This is a genomic window from Kitasatospora sp. NPDC002543 (genome assembly GCF_053594915.1).
The window spans coordinates 16,157-32,430 of the sequence record NZ_JBSFWR010000032.1 but is presented as its reverse complement, the minus strand read 5'-3'; the positions used below and the strand labels follow the sequence as shown (position 1 = coordinate 32,430).

Annotated in this window: 16 protein-coding genes; 10 read left to right on the top strand and 6 right to left on the bottom strand. The window is 73.4% G+C overall.

The window, feature by feature from the left end; all coding sequences use genetic code 11:
• Positions 1–24: 24 nt before the first annotated feature.
• Together ACWD4P_RS16110 and ACWD4P_RS16105 are read right to left on the bottom strand one after the other, a co-directional pair.
• Positions 25–489, bottom strand: a complete 465-nt coding sequence (locus ACWD4P_RS16110) for an Lrp/AsnC family transcriptional regulator (protein ID WP_359826343.1) — start codon at positions 487–489, stop codon at positions 25–27.
• 136 nt (positions 490–625) lie between these two features.
• The gene (locus tag ACWD4P_RS16105) at positions 626–1,549 is read right to left on the bottom strand and encodes an NADP-dependent oxidoreductase (protein WP_449780021.1); all 924 of its coding nucleotides are present in this window, start codon (positions 1,547–1,549) and stop codon (positions 626–628) included.
• A gap of 191 nt (positions 1,550–1,740) precedes the next feature.
• Between ACWD4P_RS16105 and nadA the strand changes: the two genes are divergently transcribed.
• Positions 1,741–2,925 (top strand): quinolinate synthase NadA, encoded by a 1,185-nt coding sequence (gene nadA / locus ACWD4P_RS16100; protein ID WP_449780006.1) that lies wholly within the window; start codon positions 1,741–1,743, stop codon positions 2,923–2,925.
• Between the two features lie 90 nt (positions 2,926–3,015).
• On the opposite strand, the gene pspAA is transcribed toward nadA, so the two are convergent.
• Both pspAA and ACWD4P_RS16090 read right to left on the bottom strand, forming a co-directional pair.
• Positions 3,016–3,309, bottom strand: a complete 294-nt coding sequence (gene pspAA, locus ACWD4P_RS16095; protein WP_359826351.1) for a PspA-associated protein PspAA — start codon at positions 3,307–3,309, stop codon at positions 3,016–3,018.
• Between the two features lie 37 nt (positions 3,310–3,346).
• The gene (locus ACWD4P_RS16090; RefSeq protein ID WP_359826354.1) at positions 3,347–4,150 is read right to left on the bottom strand and encodes a PspA/IM30 family protein; all 804 of its coding nucleotides are present in this window, start codon (positions 4,148–4,150) and stop codon (positions 3,347–3,349) included.
• A 300-nt stretch (positions 4,151–4,450) separates the two neighbouring features.
• Between ACWD4P_RS16090 and ACWD4P_RS16085 the strand changes: the two genes are divergently transcribed.
• Both ACWD4P_RS16085 and ACWD4P_RS16080 read left to right on the top strand, forming a co-directional pair.
• Positions 4,451–5,050, top strand: coding sequence for a DUF3043 domain-containing protein (locus tag ACWD4P_RS16085; RefSeq protein ID WP_359826357.1), 600 nt, complete (start codon positions 4,451–4,453; stop codon positions 5,048–5,050).
• Between the two features lie 209 nt (positions 5,051–5,259).
• Positions 5,260–5,982: a class I SAM-dependent methyltransferase gene (locus ACWD4P_RS16080; RefSeq protein WP_359826373.1), complete on the top strand. Its 723-nt coding sequence runs from the start codon at positions 5,260–5,262 to the stop codon at positions 5,980–5,982.
• 52 nt (positions 5,983–6,034) lie between these two features.
• Here ACWD4P_RS16080 and ACWD4P_RS16075 read toward each other — a convergent pair whose 3' ends face one another.
• The gene (locus ACWD4P_RS16075; RefSeq protein ID WP_359826359.1) at positions 6,035–6,235 is read right to left on the bottom strand and encodes a hypothetical protein; all 201 of its coding nucleotides are present in this window, start codon (positions 6,233–6,235) and stop codon (positions 6,035–6,037) included.
• Between the two features lie 96 nt (positions 6,236–6,331).
• Between ACWD4P_RS16075 and cobU the strand changes: the two genes are divergently transcribed.
• The 7 genes from cobU (at position 6,332) to ACWD4P_RS16040 (ending at position 15,106) form a co-directional block, all read left to right on the top strand.
• A complete protein-coding gene (cobU, locus tag ACWD4P_RS16070) occupies positions 6,332–6,931 on the top strand; it encodes a bifunctional adenosylcobinamide kinase/adenosylcobinamide-phosphate guanylyltransferase (RefSeq protein ID WP_449780005.1) in 600 nt (199 codons plus the stop codon).
• 28 nt (positions 6,932–6,959) lie between these two features.
• Positions 6,960–8,084, top strand: coding sequence for a nicotinate-nucleotide--dimethylbenzimidazole phosphoribosyltransferase (locus tag ACWD4P_RS16065; protein WP_359826364.1), 1,125 nt, complete (start codon positions 6,960–6,962; stop codon positions 8,082–8,084).
• Between the two features lie 100 nt (positions 8,085–8,184).
• Entirely contained in the window at positions 8,185–8,976 is a 792-nt protein-coding gene (locus tag ACWD4P_RS16060) for an adenosylcobinamide-GDP ribazoletransferase (RefSeq protein ID WP_449780004.1), read from the top strand.
• 255 nt (positions 8,977–9,231) lie between these two features.
• Positions 9,232–10,734: a leucyl aminopeptidase gene (locus ACWD4P_RS16055; protein WP_449780003.1), complete on the top strand. Its 1,503-nt coding sequence runs from the start codon at positions 9,232–9,234 to the stop codon at positions 10,732–10,734.
• Positions 10,735–11,161: 427 nt separating this feature from the next.
• Positions 11,162–12,568, top strand: coding sequence for a dihydrolipoyl dehydrogenase (gene lpdA, locus ACWD4P_RS16050; protein ID WP_449780002.1), 1,407 nt, complete (start codon positions 11,162–11,164; stop codon positions 12,566–12,568).
• Between the two features lie 81 nt (positions 12,569–12,649).
• Complete coding sequence (gene sucB, locus ACWD4P_RS16045; RefSeq protein WP_449780001.1) at positions 12,650–14,422, top strand: 2-oxoglutarate dehydrogenase, E2 component, dihydrolipoamide succinyltransferase; 1,773 nt, start codon at positions 12,650–12,652, stop codon at positions 14,420–14,422.
• Positions 14,423–14,590: 168 nt separating this feature from the next.
• Complete coding sequence (locus ACWD4P_RS16040) at positions 14,591–15,106, top strand: DUF4240 domain-containing protein (protein WP_359830555.1); 516 nt, start codon at positions 14,591–14,593, stop codon at positions 15,104–15,106.
• Positions 15,107–15,123: 17 nt separating this feature from the next.
• Here ACWD4P_RS16040 and ACWD4P_RS16035 read toward each other — a convergent pair whose 3' ends face one another.
• Positions 15,124–16,200, bottom strand: a complete 1,077-nt coding sequence (locus ACWD4P_RS16035) for a DUF2510 domain-containing protein (protein WP_449780000.1) — start codon at positions 16,198–16,200, stop codon at positions 15,124–15,126.
• Positions 16,201–16,274: the final 74 nt, after the last annotated feature.

Genomic DNA, 16,274 nt, shown 5'->3' with positions numbered 1-16,274 from the left:
TTCCTGCGTACCGCCCCGGAGCCCTCAGCCGATGAGCTGGGAGAGCACCACCGAGGAGCGGCTGCGCTGCACGCCGGGCTCGCGCCGGATGCGCTCGATGACGGCCTCCAGGTGGCGCATGTCGGCGGCCCGCAGGTGCACCAGGGCGTCCGGGTCGCCGGTGACCGTCCAGGCGGCGATCACCTCGGGGAACTGCCGCAGGCTGGCGAGGATCTCCTCGGGGGCGGTGCGCTCGCGGCAGTAGACCTCGACGAAGGCCTCGGTCTGCCAGCCCAGCACGGAAGGGTCGAGCACCACGGTGAAGCCCCGCACCACGCCGCGCGCCCGCAGCCGGTCGATCCGCCGGCGCACGGCGGTGGCGGAGAGGTTCACCTGCAGGCCGATCTCGGAGTACGAGGCTCGGCCGTCGCTGCCGAGCCGGGCGAGCAGGAGCCGGTCGGTCTCGTCCAGGTCGGCCCCGACCACCTCGTGCGCTCGGCTGCTGGTCATGGGTGAGGGGCTCCACGGGTCGTACGGGGGTCGGCGGGGCGCTCCGGCGGCGGCTGCCACTGCCGAAACGGTTCGTCACCATTCTGGCGGATGACCTGGACGAGTTCACCGCCGACGGATGACGGACGGGAGGCCGTCACGGGACGAGCAGCACGATCTTCCCCCGGGTGCGGCCCTCGGCGCTGAGCGCCTGGGCGGAGGCGGCCTGGGCCAGCGGGAAGGTGGAGGCCACGGTGACGGCGAGCCGGCCGTCGTCGGCGAGCGCGGCCAGCTCGGCGAGGTCGCCGGCGTCCGGACGGACCCAGACGTAGTGGCCGCCGAGCGCCTTGACCCCGAAGTCGGCGACCGAGGCGATCCGGCCGGGATCCGCCACCAGGTCCGCCGAGACCCGGACGGCGCCGTGGCCGACCAGGTCGAGGGCCGCGTCCACCCCGTCGGGGGCGAGCGCGCGGACCCGGTCGGCCAGGCCGTCGCCGTACACCACCGGCTCGGCGCCGAGGCCGCGCAGGAAGTCGTGGTTGCGCTCGGCCGCGGTACCGATCACCCGGGCGCCGGCGGCCCGGGCCAGCTGCACCGCGAGGTGGCCGACCCCGCCCGCGGCGGCGTGCACCAGGACGGTCTCCCCCTCGGCGAGGCGCAGCGCCCGCAGGCCCTGCAGGGCGGTGAGCCCGGCCAGCGGCAGGCCGCCGGACTGCGCCCAGTCCAGCGCGGCCGGTTTGCGGGCCAGGGTGCGGACCGGGGCGGACACCAGCTCGGCGTAGGTGCCGTGCTCGACAGCGTCCTTGCGGACGTAGCCGTACACCTCGTCGCCCGGGGCGAACTCGGTGACCCCGCCGCCGACCGCGCGGACCACGCCGGCCGCGTCCCAGCCCATGACCAGCGGGAAGTGCGCGTCGAGGATGCCGTCCAGGGCGCCGTCCCGGACCTTCCAGTCCACCGGGTTCACCCCGGCCGCCCTGACCTCGACCAGCACGGAGTCGGGCCCGACCTTGGGGTCGGGCAGGTCGGTGTACTCGACCACCTCGGGGCCGCCGTAGCGGTTGATCGCGATTGCTTTCATGGGCTCAGCCATACCCGAAGGCTTCGAAGTATCGATTCGGCCACGCCCGGAAGCATCCGATTCGACGAGCGGTTCTCGTCACATCGACAGGATGGCCATCGTCACTCTGACGCTAAGCGACTAGAATAGATCGCGTCAGTTAGACGAAAAGGCCCCACCGCTAGCTCGGCCGCACAGAAGGGCACCCGCCCGTGACCACCACCATCACCGAGACCCACGGCGTCGACCCCACTCCGACCCCGCTCGCTCTGCTGCTGCTCGGCCGCGAGGCCGACCCGAACAGCGAGCGCGGCGTCGAGTGCCCCGGTGACCTCCCCCCGGCCTCCGACCCGAACCTCGTCGAGCGCGCCCGCGCCGCCAAGGCCGCGCTCGGCGACCGCGTCTTCATCCTCGGCCACCACTACCAGCGCGACGAGGTGATCGAGTTCGCCGACGTCACCGGCGACTCCTTCAAGCTCGCCCGCGACGCGGCGGCCCGCCCCGAGGCCGAGTACATCGTCTTCTGCGGCGTGCACTTCATGGCCGAGTCCGCGGACATCCTCACCAGCGAGCGTCAGCAGGTCGTCCTGCCGGACCTCGCGGCCGGCTGCTCGATGGCCGACATGGCCACCGCCGAGCAGGTCGCCGAGTGCTGGGACGCGCTCACCGACGCCGGCATAGCCGACGTGACCGTCCCGGTCTCGTACATGAACTCCTCCGCCGACATCAAGGCCTTCACCGGTCGGCACGGCGGCCTCATCTGCACCTCCTCCAACGCCAAGCGCGCCCTGGAGTGGGCCTTCGAGCAGGGAGAGAAGGTGCTCTTCCTGCCCGACCAGCACCTGGGCCGCAACACCGCGGTGCGGGACATGGGCCTCTCCCTGGACGACTGCGTCGTCTACAACCCGCACAAGCCGAACGGCGGCCTGACCGCCGAGCAGCTGCGGGACGCGAAGATGATCCTCTGGCGCGGCCACTGCTCGGTGCACGGCCGGTTCAGCCTGGACTCGGTGAACGACGTCCGCGAGCGGGTCCCCGGCGTGACCGTCCTGGTGCACCCCGAGTGCAAGCACGAGGTCGTCGCGGCCGCCGACATGGTGGGCTCGACCGAGTACATCATCAAGGCGCTGGACGCCGCCGAGCCCGGCTCCAAGTGGGCCATCGGCACCGAACTGAACCTGGTCCGCCGACTGGCCAAGGCGCACCCGGACAAGGAGATCGTCTTCCTCGACCGGACGGTCTGCTTCTGCTCGACCATGAACCGGATCGACCTGCCGCACCTGGTCTGGGCGCTGGAGTCGCTGGTCGAGGGCCGGGTGCCGAACGTGATCACCGTCGACCCGGAGACCGAGAAGCACGCCAAGGCGGCGCTGGACCGGATGCTGGCCCTGCCGTAGCCCCGCCGCGGCCCGGCCGACGACAGTCGAAGGGCGGGCCCCCTCCCACCGGAGGGGGCCCGCCCTTTCGTCTGGCAGCAGCCGCAGGTGCTACTCGGGGAAGCCCGGGATCACGCCCTCGCCATCGGCCATCAGCAACTCGCGGACCTCGTCGATCGTCGCGTCGGCGCTCGGCAGGATCAGCTCGGACGGCTCCAGCGAATCCAGCGGCAGCGGGGTGCCGTACTGCTTCACCGCGTCGATGAGCTTGCCGTAGGCCTGGCGGAAGAGCGTCTCGTCCCCCGACTCCACTGCGGTGACGAGCTCGGCGTCGAGCTCGTTGAGCAGGTTCAGGTGGTCCTCGCCCACCTCGTACTGCCCTTCACCCATGACCCTCATGATCATGCCGTGCGTCTCCCTGGTTCGTGGGGTCGAGCTCAGATCACTTGTTGTAGTTGATGCGCGGAGTGTCCTGCTGCGGCTGCGGCTGGACGTCCTGCCTGCCCTGCTCGATCGCGGCGGGGCCGGCCGAGGAGGGACCGGAAAGCTCGGCCTTCATCCGGGCCAGCTCCAGCTCGACGTCGGAACCGCCGGCCACACGCTCCAGCTCGGCCTCGATGTCGTCCTTGCGGCCGAGACCGCTCGCGTCGTCGAGCGCGCCGGAGGCGAGCAGCTCGTCGATGGCACCGGCCCGGGCCTGCATCTGGGCCGTCTTGTCCTCGGCGCGCTGGATCGCCAGGCCGACGTCGCCCATCTCCTCCGAGATCCCGGAGAAGGACTCGGCGATGCGGGTCTGCGCCTGGGCGGCCGTGTACGTCGCCTTGATGGTCTCCTTCTTGGTGCGGAAGGCGTCCACCTTGGCCTGAAGTCGCTGGGAGGCGAGCGTGAGCTTCTCCTCCTCGGCCTGGAGCTGCTGGTACTGCGTCTCCAGGTCGTTGATCTGCGACTGCATGTTGGCCTTGCGGGTCAACGCCTCGCGGGCGAGGTCCTCACGACCGAGCGACAGCGCCTTGCGGCCCTGGTCCTCGTACTTCGCCGACTGCTGCTGGAGCTGGGTCAGCTGGAGTTCGAGGCGCTTGCGCGAGGTCGCGACGTCCGCGACACCACGCCGTACCTTCTGCAGCAGCTCGAGCTGCTTCTGGTAGGAGTAGTCGAGCGTTTCACGCGGATCCTCCGCCCGGTCCAAGGCCTTGTTCGCCTTGGAGCGGAAGATCAGCCCCATACGCTTCATGATTCCGTCGCTCATGGGCCTCGGGTGCCCCCTTCTCCGGCCTGCGGTCTCTATCTCGTTACCAGACACGACGAGTGTATGTGCAGCGAGCCCGTCGCCGCAGTGCACCTGCCTGCAACAAGACTGCTACACCGACCATGGCGTTTCCTCCTCCCCCGGGTGGATCCGCCTCTCATACCCCCCATCGTCCATCCGACTGATCCCCTACGGGAAGGCCCGGGGAAACGCGAGTCGGACGGCGACCTGGCGGTATCGATATGCGTTTGGGTCCGAGGGCACCCGTGGAACCCGCGTCGCACCCCGTAGGCTGGTGGTGTGTTCCGACGCCGTTCAGATGATGCCGCCGCCTCCGCCACCGTGCTGGAGAAGCAGGACGAGACGACCCAGGCCCGCGACCCGCAGGCCAAGAAGGGCCGCCCCACCCCCAAGCGCAGTGAGGCCGAGGCCAACCGGCGTACCCGGGTGACCGTGCCCAAGGACCGCAAGGAGGCCGCCCGCCAGGGGCGCGAGCGGATGCGCGCCGAGCGCGAGAAGCAGCGCCAGGCCCTGATGAGCGGCGACGAGCGCCACCTGCCGGCCCGCGACAAGGGCCCGGTGCGCAAGTTCGCCCGTGACTACGTGGACTCCCGCTGGTCGCTCGCCGAGTTCTTCCTCCCGGCCGCCGTCGTCATCCTGGTGCTCAGCATCGTCAAGGTGCCGACGATCCAGCTGCTCTCCACCCTGCTGTTCCTGCTGTTCTTCGTGTTCGTGATCGTGGACTTCGTCCGCCTCGGCCTCGGCCTGCGCAAGCAGCTGGCCGAGCGCTTCGCCGGGCAGAACACCCGCGGCGCCGTCGCGTACGGCATCATGCGCACCCTCCAGATGCGCCGGCTGCGCCTGCCCAAGCCGCAGGTGCGGCGCGGGGAGAAGCCCTGACCGCCGAACCGGTCGACTCCGGCTGGGCCCCGCCTTCCTGGGAGGGGCCCGGCCTCTACGCACTTCCCGGAGCGCCACCCGGACAGGGGGGCGCGTTTCCGGGGCAGGGCGACGGCGGCCACGACCGCATCGCCCAGGAACGCCGGCTGCCCTCGCGCAGCGGGTCCTTCGCGGGCGGCACCGGTGTCTGGCCGGCCCGGCTCGGCGGACTGCGCAACTTCGTCCGCCAGGAGCTCGTCTCCCGGCAGCTCGCCGAGCAGCTGTCCGGCCGCAGCGCCCAGCGCGTCCTCGACATCGGCTGCGGGCAGGGCACCCAGGCCCTGCGGCTGGCCCGGGCCGGCCACTACGTCACCGGGATCGACTCGGACCCGGTCGCGCTCGGCGTCGCCCAGGAGGCGCTCTGCGAGGAGCCGCCGGAGGTCCGCGGCCGGATGCAGCTGCTCAGCGGCGACGGCCACCAGTGCGGGCGCTGGTTCGGCCCGCGCAGCTTCGACGTGGTGGTCTGCCACGGCGTGCTGACGTACCTGCCCGACCCGGACCCGATGATCGCCTCGCTGGCCCGGCTGCTGGCGCCCGGCGGACTGCTCTCGCTGCTGGTCCGCAACCGGGACGCGCTCGCCCTGCGGCCGGCCGCCGCCGGGGACTGGCGGGCCGCCCTGCACGCCTTCGAGAGCGACCGGTACTACAACCGGCTCGGCCTGCCCGCGCGGGCCGACCGCCTCTCCGACCTCACCGTCACCCTCTCCGAGGTGTCGGTGCCGCTGCGGCACTGGTACGGCGTGCGGGTCTTCACCGACAACGCGCCGGACGACGCGGCCCCGCCGGTGGACGGACGGCAACTGGCCCAGCTCCTGGAAGCCGAGGACCGGGCCGGCCGCACCGACCCGTACCGGCAGGTCGCCGCGCTCCTGCACGTGATCGGGGCGAAGTAGGCCGGACGAGGTGGAGCAGAAGCCCCGCCCCGGCCGGCCGACGCCTTCGGGCCTACTCCTCGCCCAGGCTCATCGCGTAGACGACCCGGTCGTCCTCCAGCAGCACCGCGGTGTCGACACCGTCCTCCGCGAGCTGCTTCCAGGTCTCCCCGATCCAGGTCTCGGCGTCCCCCTGGCCGGCGAACTCCTCCTGGCTGCCCCCGGGCGTCACCGCGCTGCCGTCCGCCTTCTCGTACCGCCACGTCCAGACCATGCCGGCTCCTCCCACTGACCACGCTGCCTGTGTTGCTGCGCACCATAGCCTGCCCGGCCCGATCTTCCGTATGCCTGATCCGGCAGGATGGGCGGCATGGCGACCCCCTCCGAGCCCACCGGTCCCCCGCTGCCCCGTACCCTGCTGCTCGGCGGCGCCCGCTCCGGCAAGTCCACCCGCGCCGAGCAGCTGCTCGCCGGCCACCCGGACGTCCTGTACGTGGCCACAGGCGGCACCCGGGACGGCGACACCGAGTGGGCCCAGCGGGTCGCACTGCACCGGGAGCGCCGGCCCGCGAGCTGGCGCACCGCCGAGACCTGCGACCTGGAGGCCGTGCTGGCCGACCCCACCGACCCGGCACCGGTGCTGGTCGACTGCCTCGCCCTGTGGCTGACCGCCGTGATGGACGAGTGCGGCGCCTGGGACGACGAGGTCTGGGCGGACGGCGGGGAGACCGCCGTGCAGCGCCGCTGCGAGGCCCTGGCGCGGGCCTGGGCGGCCACCGGACGGACGGCCGTCGCGGTGAGCAACGAGGTCGGCATGGGCGTCGTCCCGGCCACCGCCGCGGGCCGCCGCTTCCGCGACACCCTGGGCCGGCTCAACATGGCGGTGGCGGACGCCTCGGAGCGGGTCCTGCTGGTGGTGGCCGGCCAGGCGCTCACCATCAAGCCGGACGTCAAGCCAGCCTCAAACTGAACACCTTCGGCGTGTAGCCTTCCGGACGATGGACACGACCGTGGATCTCGATACGTTCTCCTCGCTCGTCGAGCGCCCCGACGAGAGCGCCCGGCGGGCCGCCGACGAGCGCTGGCAGGCGGCCGACCGGCCGCGCGGCGGGCTCGGCCGGCTGGAGGAGCTGGGCAGCTGGCTGGCCTCCGTACAGGGCCGCTCGCCGGTGCTGCCCGTCTCCTCCCCCAAGGTGCTGCTGTTCGCCGCCGACCACGGCGTGGCGGCGCTCGGGGTCTCCCGGATGCCCGCCAGGGGCGGCACCGCGGCCCGGGTGCGGGCCGTGCTCGACGGCAGCGCGCCGGTGTCCCGGCTGGCCGCGCGCTACGGCGCCGGGGTGCGGGTCGTCGACGTCGCGGTCGACGCGGACCCGGCCGACTTCCCGGACGAGGTGGTCGCCCACCGGATCCGGCGCGGCTCCGGGCGGATCGACGTCGAGGACGCGCTCACCGCGCAGGAGACCGTCCGGGCGTTCCGGGCCGGCATGGCCGTCGCCGACGAGGAGGCCGACGCCGGCACCGACCTGGTGCTGCTCGGCGACCTCGGGGTCGGGGCCACCACGGTGGCCGGCGTGCTGGTCGGTGCGCTGTGCGGGACGGACGCGGCGGCGGTCACCGGACGCGGCTCCGGGATCGACGACCGGGTGTGGATGGTCAAGTGCGCCGCCATCCGGGACTCGCTGCGGCGGGCCCGGCCGGTGCTCGGCGACCAGCTGGCGCTGCTCGGCGCCACCGGCGGGGCCGACTTCGCCGCGATCACCGGCTTCCTGCTCCAGGCGGCCGTCCGACGGCTGCCGGTGGTGCTGGACGGCGTGGTCTCGGCGGCCTGCGCGCTGGTCGCCCAGCGGATCGCCTTCCGGGCGCCGGAGTGGTGGCGGGCCGGGCAGTCCAGCGGCGAGCCGGCCCAGGCGAAGGCGTACGACCGGCTGACCCTGACGCCGCTGCAGGACCAGGGAATCACCATGGGCGAGGGCGTCGGCGCGCTGCTGGCGCTGCCGCTGCTCCAGGCCGCGGGGGACGTGCTCGCCGACGAGGCGCCGAAGCCGTTCGTCCCGGCGCCGCCGAGCGCCCCCAAGGAGCAGCCGAGGCTGCCCTCGGCGGCGGACCTGCTGCGCAAGCTGTAGCAACGGCGGGGCCCGCCCCGCCGGGTGACCGCACGACGACCCGAAGAACGCCCCCGCCGGCCACGGCCCGGGGCGTTCTTGCTGTGAGAGGAGGACACCCATGGCCGACCGCGACGATCGGGCGACCTGGGCCGACGGCCTGCGGTTCGGGTTCGGCACGCTGTCCGTGCTGCGGGTGCGGGTGGAGCGGTGGGACCGGGCCGCGGCGGCCCGGGCGATGGTGACGGCTCCCGCGGTCGGGCTGGTGCTCGGGGCGGCGGCGGCCGCGGCCGGGGCCCTGGTGGCCTGGCGCGCGGGCGGTCTCCTCGGCGCGGTGGCCGCGGTGGCGGTGCTCGCCGGGCTGACCCGGGGACTGCACCTGGACGGCCTGGCGGACGTCGCCGACGGGTTGGGCAGCGGGAAGCCCGCCGAGGACGCCCTGCGCATCATGAAGCAGTCCGACATCGGTCCGTTCGGCGTACTGACCCTGGTCCTCGCCCTGCTCGCCCAGGTGGCCGCGCTGGCCGGACAGTTCGGCCACTCCCCGCTGCGCGGCGCACTCGCGGTGCTCGCCTCCGCGACGGCCGCCCGGTGCGCACTCGCCTGGGGGTGCCTGCGCTCGGTGCCGGCCGCCCGGCCCGGCGGCCTGGGGGCGATGGTGGCGGGCACCGTGACGCCCGTCGGCGCCGCCGCCGCGACGGCCGTCGCGGCGCTCGCCCTGGCCGCGGCCGGACTCTCCGACGGATGGTCAGCACTGCGTCTCCCGCTGGCCGTTGCGCTCGGCACGGGCTGCGCCCGGCTGCTGCTCGGCCGGTGCGTGCGCAGGTTCGGCGGGATCACCGGGGACGTGCTCGGCGCGACGGCCGAAACCGCCGCGACCGCTTCGCTGTTCGCCCTGGCGTTGCTCGGCTGACACCGGGCGGCGCGTGATCCCAGCATGCGGACTACCATGCGTGAAGCACCGCAGCCCTGCACCGTCGCAGGTCCTGCCCGCCCGGCACGAACCGAGGAGCCGGGGCCTCTGGCGTGCGCGGCCGCCCGGCGGACGCGCGCGCCAGGGGGCCCGGACCCCGGGGGCCCGCCGGGCGGACGGCCTGCGACCGCGGGCTGCGCCGGTGCGGCAGCCTCGCCGTGGCCGGCCGGACCCCGAAAGAACAGGACGCATTACGTGACTGCATTGTCTGTGAGCACCTCCTCCGCCGCCTCGCTGCGTGCGGACGCCCTGGTGGTCGGTGTCGCGAAGGGCCCGAAGGGCATCGTGCTGGCCCCCGGTTCCGAGGCCGCGAACGAGGCGTTCGAGGGCAAGCTGACCGAGGTCCTCGGCACCCTGGGCGCGACCGGCGCCGAGGGCGAGGCCGTCAAGGTCCCCTCCCCCGCCGGCCTGAAGGCCGCGCTCGTGCTCGCGGTCGGCCTGGGCGAGGCCGCCGAGGACGGCTACGAGCTGGAGGCGCTGCGCCGCGCCGCCGGTGTCGCCGCCCGCACCCTGGCCGGCGCCAAGAAGGCCGCGCTGGCCCTGCCGGCCGAGTCCGCGGCCGAGATCGAGGCGGTCGCGCTCGGCGGCCTGCTCGGCTCGTACGCCTTCGGCACGTACAAGGCCGACGGCAACGGCAAGGAGCCGGTCGGCGAGCTGGTCCTGCTGGCCGCCCGCAAGGGCAGCAAGGACGCCAAGGCCGCCGTGGAGCGCGCCGCCGCGGTCGGCGAGGAGATGAACCGGGCCCGCGACCTGGTCAACACCGCGCCGAACGACCTGAACCCGAAGAGCTTCGCGGCGATCGCCCAGGCGGCCGGCAAGGAGCACGGCCTCAAGGTCGAGGTGCTGGACGAGAAGGCGCTGACCAAGGGCGGCTTCGGCGGCCTGCTGGGCGTCGGCGGCGGCTCCGCGAACCCGCCCCGCCTGGTGAAGGTGGCCTACACCCACCCGAAGGCCAAGGCCACCCTGGCGTTCATCGGCAAGGGCATCACCTACGACTCGGGCGGCATCTCGCTGAAGCCGGCCGGCCACAACGAGACCATGAAGTGCGACATGGCCGGCGCCGCCGCCGTGTTCGCCGCCGTGGTGGCCGCCAAGCGCCTGGGCCTGGCCGTCAACGTGACCGCCTGGCTGGCGCTGGCCGAGAACATGCCGTCCGGCTCCGCCACCCGCCCGGGCGACGTGCTGAAGATGTACGGCGGCAAGACCGTCGAGGTCCTGAACACGGACGCCGAGGGCCGCCTGGTGCTGGCCGACGCGATCGTGCGGGCCGGCGAGGAGAACCCGGACGTCATCGTCGACGTGGCCACCCTGACCGGCGCCATGGTGCTGGCCCTGGGCAACCGCACCTTCGGCGTGATGGCCAACAACGACGAGCTGCGCGAGGAGCTGCACGTCCTGGCCGGCGAGGCGGGCGAGCAGTCCTGGCCGATGCCGCTGCCGGCCGAGCTGCGCAAGGGCTTCACCGAGTCGACCATCGCCGACCTGGCCAACATGGGCGAGCGGATGGGCGGCGGCCTGGTGGCCGGCCTGTTCCTGAAGGAGTTCGTGGCCGAGGGCACCGACTGGGCGCACCTGGACATCGCCGGCCCGGCGTTCCACGAGGCCGCGCCGTACGGCTACACCCCGAAGGGCGGCACCGCGAGCGCGGTGCGCACCCTGGTCCGCTTCGCCGAGCAGAAGGCGAACGGCAAGGCCTGATCCGGCATTCCGATCGCGGTGGTCCCGGCCGGGACCCGCTGCCGACGATCGGGGGCCCGTTGCGACGGGGCCCGGCGCGCGTGCGCCGGGCCCCGTCGGCGTTCCGGCCGGGTTACCTGCGGGTAGCCCGGGGCGGCGCGGCGCACCCCTGTTCGCTGCGGGCGAAACTTTGTTCCACAGTGCGGAAGAAGCGACGGCGGGCAGGGCGGAGGACGCCCGTCCGGCGGCTGTTCACACGCCGCTGAGCTGCGATGATGCCCTTCCGTCGGGGGTATTCCCGCCCGGGTGACCGCTCTGCGGGACACCCCTGCGCCGGGCCCGGACATCAGCCACCGCGAACAAGTGCGAAGATGTATTTCCGGCACGACTGGGCGCCCCACAAAGGCTTCCGACCCACCGGACCGCGACCGGCCCGGCGACCCACCCCATGCATGGAGGACGTGACGTGGCGAACGACGCCAGCACCGTTTTCGACGTAGTCATTCTCGGAGGCGGAAGCGGCGGTTACGCCGCGGCGCTCCGCGCCGCTCAGCTGGGCCTGAGCGTCGCCCTGGTCGAGAAGGGTGAGCTGGGCGGCACCTGCCTGCACCGCGGCTGCATCCCGACCAAGGCCCTGCTGCACGCCGCGGAGATCGCGGACGAGACGAAGGAGGCCGCCGAGTTCGGCGTCCTGGCCACCTTCCAGGGCATCGACATCAACGGCGTCCACAAGTACAAGGACGACGTCATCGCCGGCCTGTACAAGGGCCTCCAGGGCCTGGTGGCCTCCCGCAAGGTCACCTTCATCCAGGGCGCGGGCAAGCTCTCCTCGCAGACCTCGGTGGATGTCAACGGCCAGCGCGTCGAAGGCCGCCACATCGTCCTGGCCACCGGCTCCGTGCCGCGCTCGATCCCGGGCCTGGAGATCGACGGCAACCGCGTGATCTCCTCGGACCACGCCCTCAAGCTCGACCGCATCCCGAAGTCGGCCGTCATCCTCGGCGGCGGCGTGATCGGCGTCGAGTTCGCCTCGGTCTGGAAGTCCTTCGGCGTCGAGGTCACCATCGTCGAGGCGCTGCCGCACCTCGTCCCGCTGGAGGACGAGAACTCCTCCAAGCTGCTGGAGCGCGCGTTCCGCAAGCGCGGCATCAAGTTCGAGCTGAAGGCCCGCTTCTCGGGCGTCGAGTACACCGAGACCGGTGTCCGCGTCTCCACCGAGAACGGCAAGCAGATCGACGCCGACCTGCTGCTCGTCGCCATCGGCCGCGGCCCCGTCTCGGCCGGCCTCGGCTACGAGGAGAACGGCGTCGCGATGGACCGCGGCTACGTCCTCGTCGACGAGTACATGCGCACCAACGTGCCCACCATCTCCGCCGTCGGTGACCTCGCCCCGACCCTGCAGCTGGCCCACGTCGGCTTCGCCGAGGGCATCCTCGTCGCCGAGCGCCTGGCCGGCCTCAAGCCGATGCCGATCGACTACGACGGCGTTCCGCGGGTGACCTACTCCAACCCCGAGGTGGCCTCCGTCGGCATCTCCGAGGCCAAGGCCGTCGAGCTGTACGGCAAGGAGAAGGTCGTCACCCTCAAGTACAACCTGGCCGGCAACGGCAAGAGCAAGATCCTGAAGACCGCCGGCGAGATCAAGCTCGTCCAGGTCAAGGACGGCGCCGTGGTCGGCGTCCACATGGTCGGCGCCCGCATGGGCGAGCAGGTCGGCGAAGCCCAGCTGATCTACAACTGGGAGGCCCTGCCGGCCGAGGTCGCGCAGCTCATCCACGCGCACCCGACCCAGTCCGAGGCCCTGGGCGAGGCGCACCTGGCGCTGGCCGGCAAGCCGCTGCACGCGCACGACTGATCACGCCCCACCCCCCTTTCCCGGTACTTCCCGTACGCAAGTACTTCCCGTACGCAAGACTTGATAGGAGTCGCTGAAACCATGGCGGTCTCAGTAACACTGCCCGCGCTGGGCGAGAGCGTTTCCGAGGGCACCGTCACCCGCTGGCTGAAGGCCGAGGGTGAGCGTGTCGAGGTCGACGAGCCGCTGCTCGAGGTGTCGACCGACAAGGTCGACACCGAGATCCCGGCCCCGGCCTCCGGCATCCTGGCCTCCATCAAGGTCGCCGAGGACGAGACCGTCGAGGTGGGCGCCGAGCTGGCGGTCATCGACGACGGCTCGGGCGCCCCGGCCGCCGCTCCGGCCCCGGCCGCCGAGGCCGCTCCGGTCGCCGCCCCGGCCCCGGTCGCCGAGGCCCCGGCCGCTGCTCCGGTCGCCGCCCCGGCCCCGGCTGCCGCCCCGGCCGCCGCCGCCCCGGCCGCCGACGCCACCCCGGTCCTGCTGCCCGCCCTGGGCGAGTCGGTCACCGAGGGCACCGTCACCCGCTGGCTGAAGGCCGAGGGTGACACCGTCGAGGTCGACGAGCCGCTGCTCGAGGTCTCCACCGACAAGGTCGACACCGAGATCCCGTCGCCGGTCGCCGGCACGCTGGTGAAGATCCTGGTCGGCGAGGACGAGACCGCCGAGGTCGGCGCCCAGCTCGCGCTGATCGGCGCCGCCGGTGCCGTCGCCGCCGCCCCGGCTCCGGTTGCCGCTCCGGCTCCGGCTCCGGTCGCCGCTCCGGCCCCCGTCGCCGCTCCGGCCCCTGTTGCCGCCCCGGCTCCGGCCGCTGCCCCGGCCCCCGTTGCCGCCCCGGCTCCGGCTCCGGTCGCCGCTCCGGCCCCCGTCGCCGCCCCGGCCCCCGTCGCCGCCCCGGCTCCGGTCGCCCCGGCCGCTCCGGTGGCCGACAACGGTGACGCCTACGTCACCCCGCTGGTGCGCAAGCTCGCCGCCGAGCACGGCGTCGCGCTGTCCTCCGTCGCCGGCACCGGCGTCGGCGGCCGCATCCGCAAGCAGGACGTCATCGCCGCCGCGGAGGCCGCCAAGGCCGCCCCGGCCCCGGTCGCCGCCGCCGCTCCGGCCGCCGCGCCGAAGGCCGCCGCCGCGCCGTCCGCCCTGCGCGGTCAGACCGTCAAGATGACCCGCATGCGCAAGGTCATCGGCGACAACATGATGAAGGCGCTGCACGAGCAGGCCCAGCTGACCAGCGTGGTCGAGGTGGACGTCACCAAGATCATGTCGCTGCGCGGCAAGGCGAAGGAGGGCTTCCTGGCCCGCGAGGGCGTCAAGCTCTCCCCGATGCCGTTCTTCGTGAAGGCCGCCGCCCAGGCGCTGAAGGTCCACGCGGTGGTCAACGCCCGGATCAACGACGCCGAGGGCACGGTCACCTACTTCGACACCGAGAACATCGGTATCGCGGTGGACTCCGAGAAGGGCCTGATGACCCCGGTCATCAAGGGCGCGGGCGACCTCAACATCGCCGGCATCTCGAAGAAGACCGCCGAGCTGGCCGCCAAGGTCCGCGACAGCAAGATCACCCCGGACGAGCTGTCCGGCGCCACCTTCACCATCAGCAACACCGGCTCGCGCGGTGCGCTGTTCGACACCGTGATCGTGCCGCCGAACCAGGTCGCCATCCTGGGCATCGGCGCCACCGTCAAGCGCCCGGTGGTCATCGAGGCCGACGGCGGCACCGCCATCGGCATCCGCGACATGACCTACCTGTCGCTCTCCTACGACCACCGCCTGGTGGACGGCGCCGACGCCGCCCGCTACCTGGTCGCGGTCAAGGAGATCCTGGAGGCCGGCGAGTTCGAGGTCGAGCTCGGCCTCTGACCCCACCAGGTCCCCGCGGAACCCCGCGTACGGAACCCCGCGTCGTCCCCGGACGGCGCGGGGTTCCGCCGTTCCCGGCCCCGGAGGCCCCCGTTACGGGTCCTGTCGCGGGCCCGCACCGAGCGGCGGCATGCGCGGACGCGGCCGAACGGGGATGCTTGAGCGGTGATGGACGAGACGGACTTCTGGCAGATCATCGACGAGACCCGGGACGCCGCGGACGGCGACCCCGACGAGCAGGCCGACCTCCTGGTGGAACGGCTCCTCCAGCTGACCCCGGACGACGTGATCGACTTCGCCCGGCTGTACCAGGCGCGGCACCACCGCGCCCACCGCTACGACCTGTGGGGCGCGGCCTACCTGCTGCTCGACGGCGCCTCCGACGACACCTTCGACTACTTCCGCTCCTGGCTGATCGGCCAGGGCCGGGAGGTCTTCGAAGGCGGGCTGACCGAACCGGACGACCTGGCGGACCTGCTGCCCGAGTTCGACGAGGAGGAGGACGGCGAAGCCGAGGACCTCGGCTACGCCGCCGACGAGGCCTACGAGCAGCTGACCGGGCTGCCGCTGCCCGAGGTGGGCGGGCGGCAGCCCGAGCGGCCGTCCGGGCCGGCCCTGGACTTCGACGACCCGGACGTCATGGCGAAGCGCTTCCCCAAGCTGTGGGAGCGGTACGGGGACTGACGTCCCCGTCGGCCGCGTCAGGCGCTGTTGCCGGAGGACCCGTCCTGCTTGATGCCCTTGAGGATCTGGTCCAGCACCGAGAAGTCCGGCGCGGCCGGACTGTCGTCCACGCCGCCCTCCATGACCACGTAGCCGCCGCCCTTGGCCGGGAGGGCGGCCAGCAGGACGTAGCCCTGGGTGCCGTCCGTGGTGCGGATGTGCCAGCGGGTGGCGTAGCCGAGGACCCCGGCCACGCTGACGTACCCCGATCCGGCGTCGGTGTGCGAGCTGACCCCGGAGAAGATCTGCCCGGCGTAGTCGGGCATCCGGGCGTCGGCGGCCGCCTTGGGCGTGGAGCCCTGGACGGTGTCCTTCTCGACCGAGAACTGGCCACGGATGCAGGAGCTGTTGTCCGGGCAGGTGTAGCGGCCGGTGCCGAGGTAGACCGTCGAGTGCGGCGGGTTGCTCGACACCTCCCAGCCGTCGAAGACCGGCACGGTGATCGCGTGCTGCGCGTCGGGGACGGTGCTCTTGAGGACGGGGACGGGTTTGGGCGCGGGGGAGGGCGTGAACGGGCCGGGGCTCACCGAGGGGCTGCCGCTCCCGGTCACGGTGACCGTGGGGTCCGGGGTCGGGTCCGCCCGGTGGTCGCCGCCGCCGCTGAGCAGGATCCCGGCGACGATCCCGCCCGCGGCCAGCACGGCGACCCCGATGCCGATGACCGGGCCGGTCCTCGACCTGGCCGCCCCGGGCGGCGGCAGGTAGCCGGGCCCGGGGTAGCCGTAGCCGGGGCCCTGGGGCGGGTAGCCGGCCGGGGCCTGGCCCTGGTGCGGGTAGGCGTCCTGGGGCGGGTAGCCGTAGGCCTGGGGCTGGTGGGCGTCCTGGCCCGGATAGCCGTAGGCGGGGGCCGCCGGACCGCCGGGGTAGCCGTGGCCGGGCCGCTGGTCGGCCGGCGGCCAGCCCTGGGTGGGGGCGTCGGCGAGCCCCCCGGCGACGCCGCCCTGGAGCGGCCTGACCTCGTTGCTCCAGGCGTTGCCGTCCCACCAGCGCTCGTGACCGGGGGTGCCGTCCGCACCCGGGACCGGGTACCACCCGGGAGGCGTCGAGTTGCTCACGGCCGTACGGTACCGGCGCGGCGGCGGCCGGGACAGGGCGGGACCGTCACGACTCCGTACCACCCTGGAGGTGG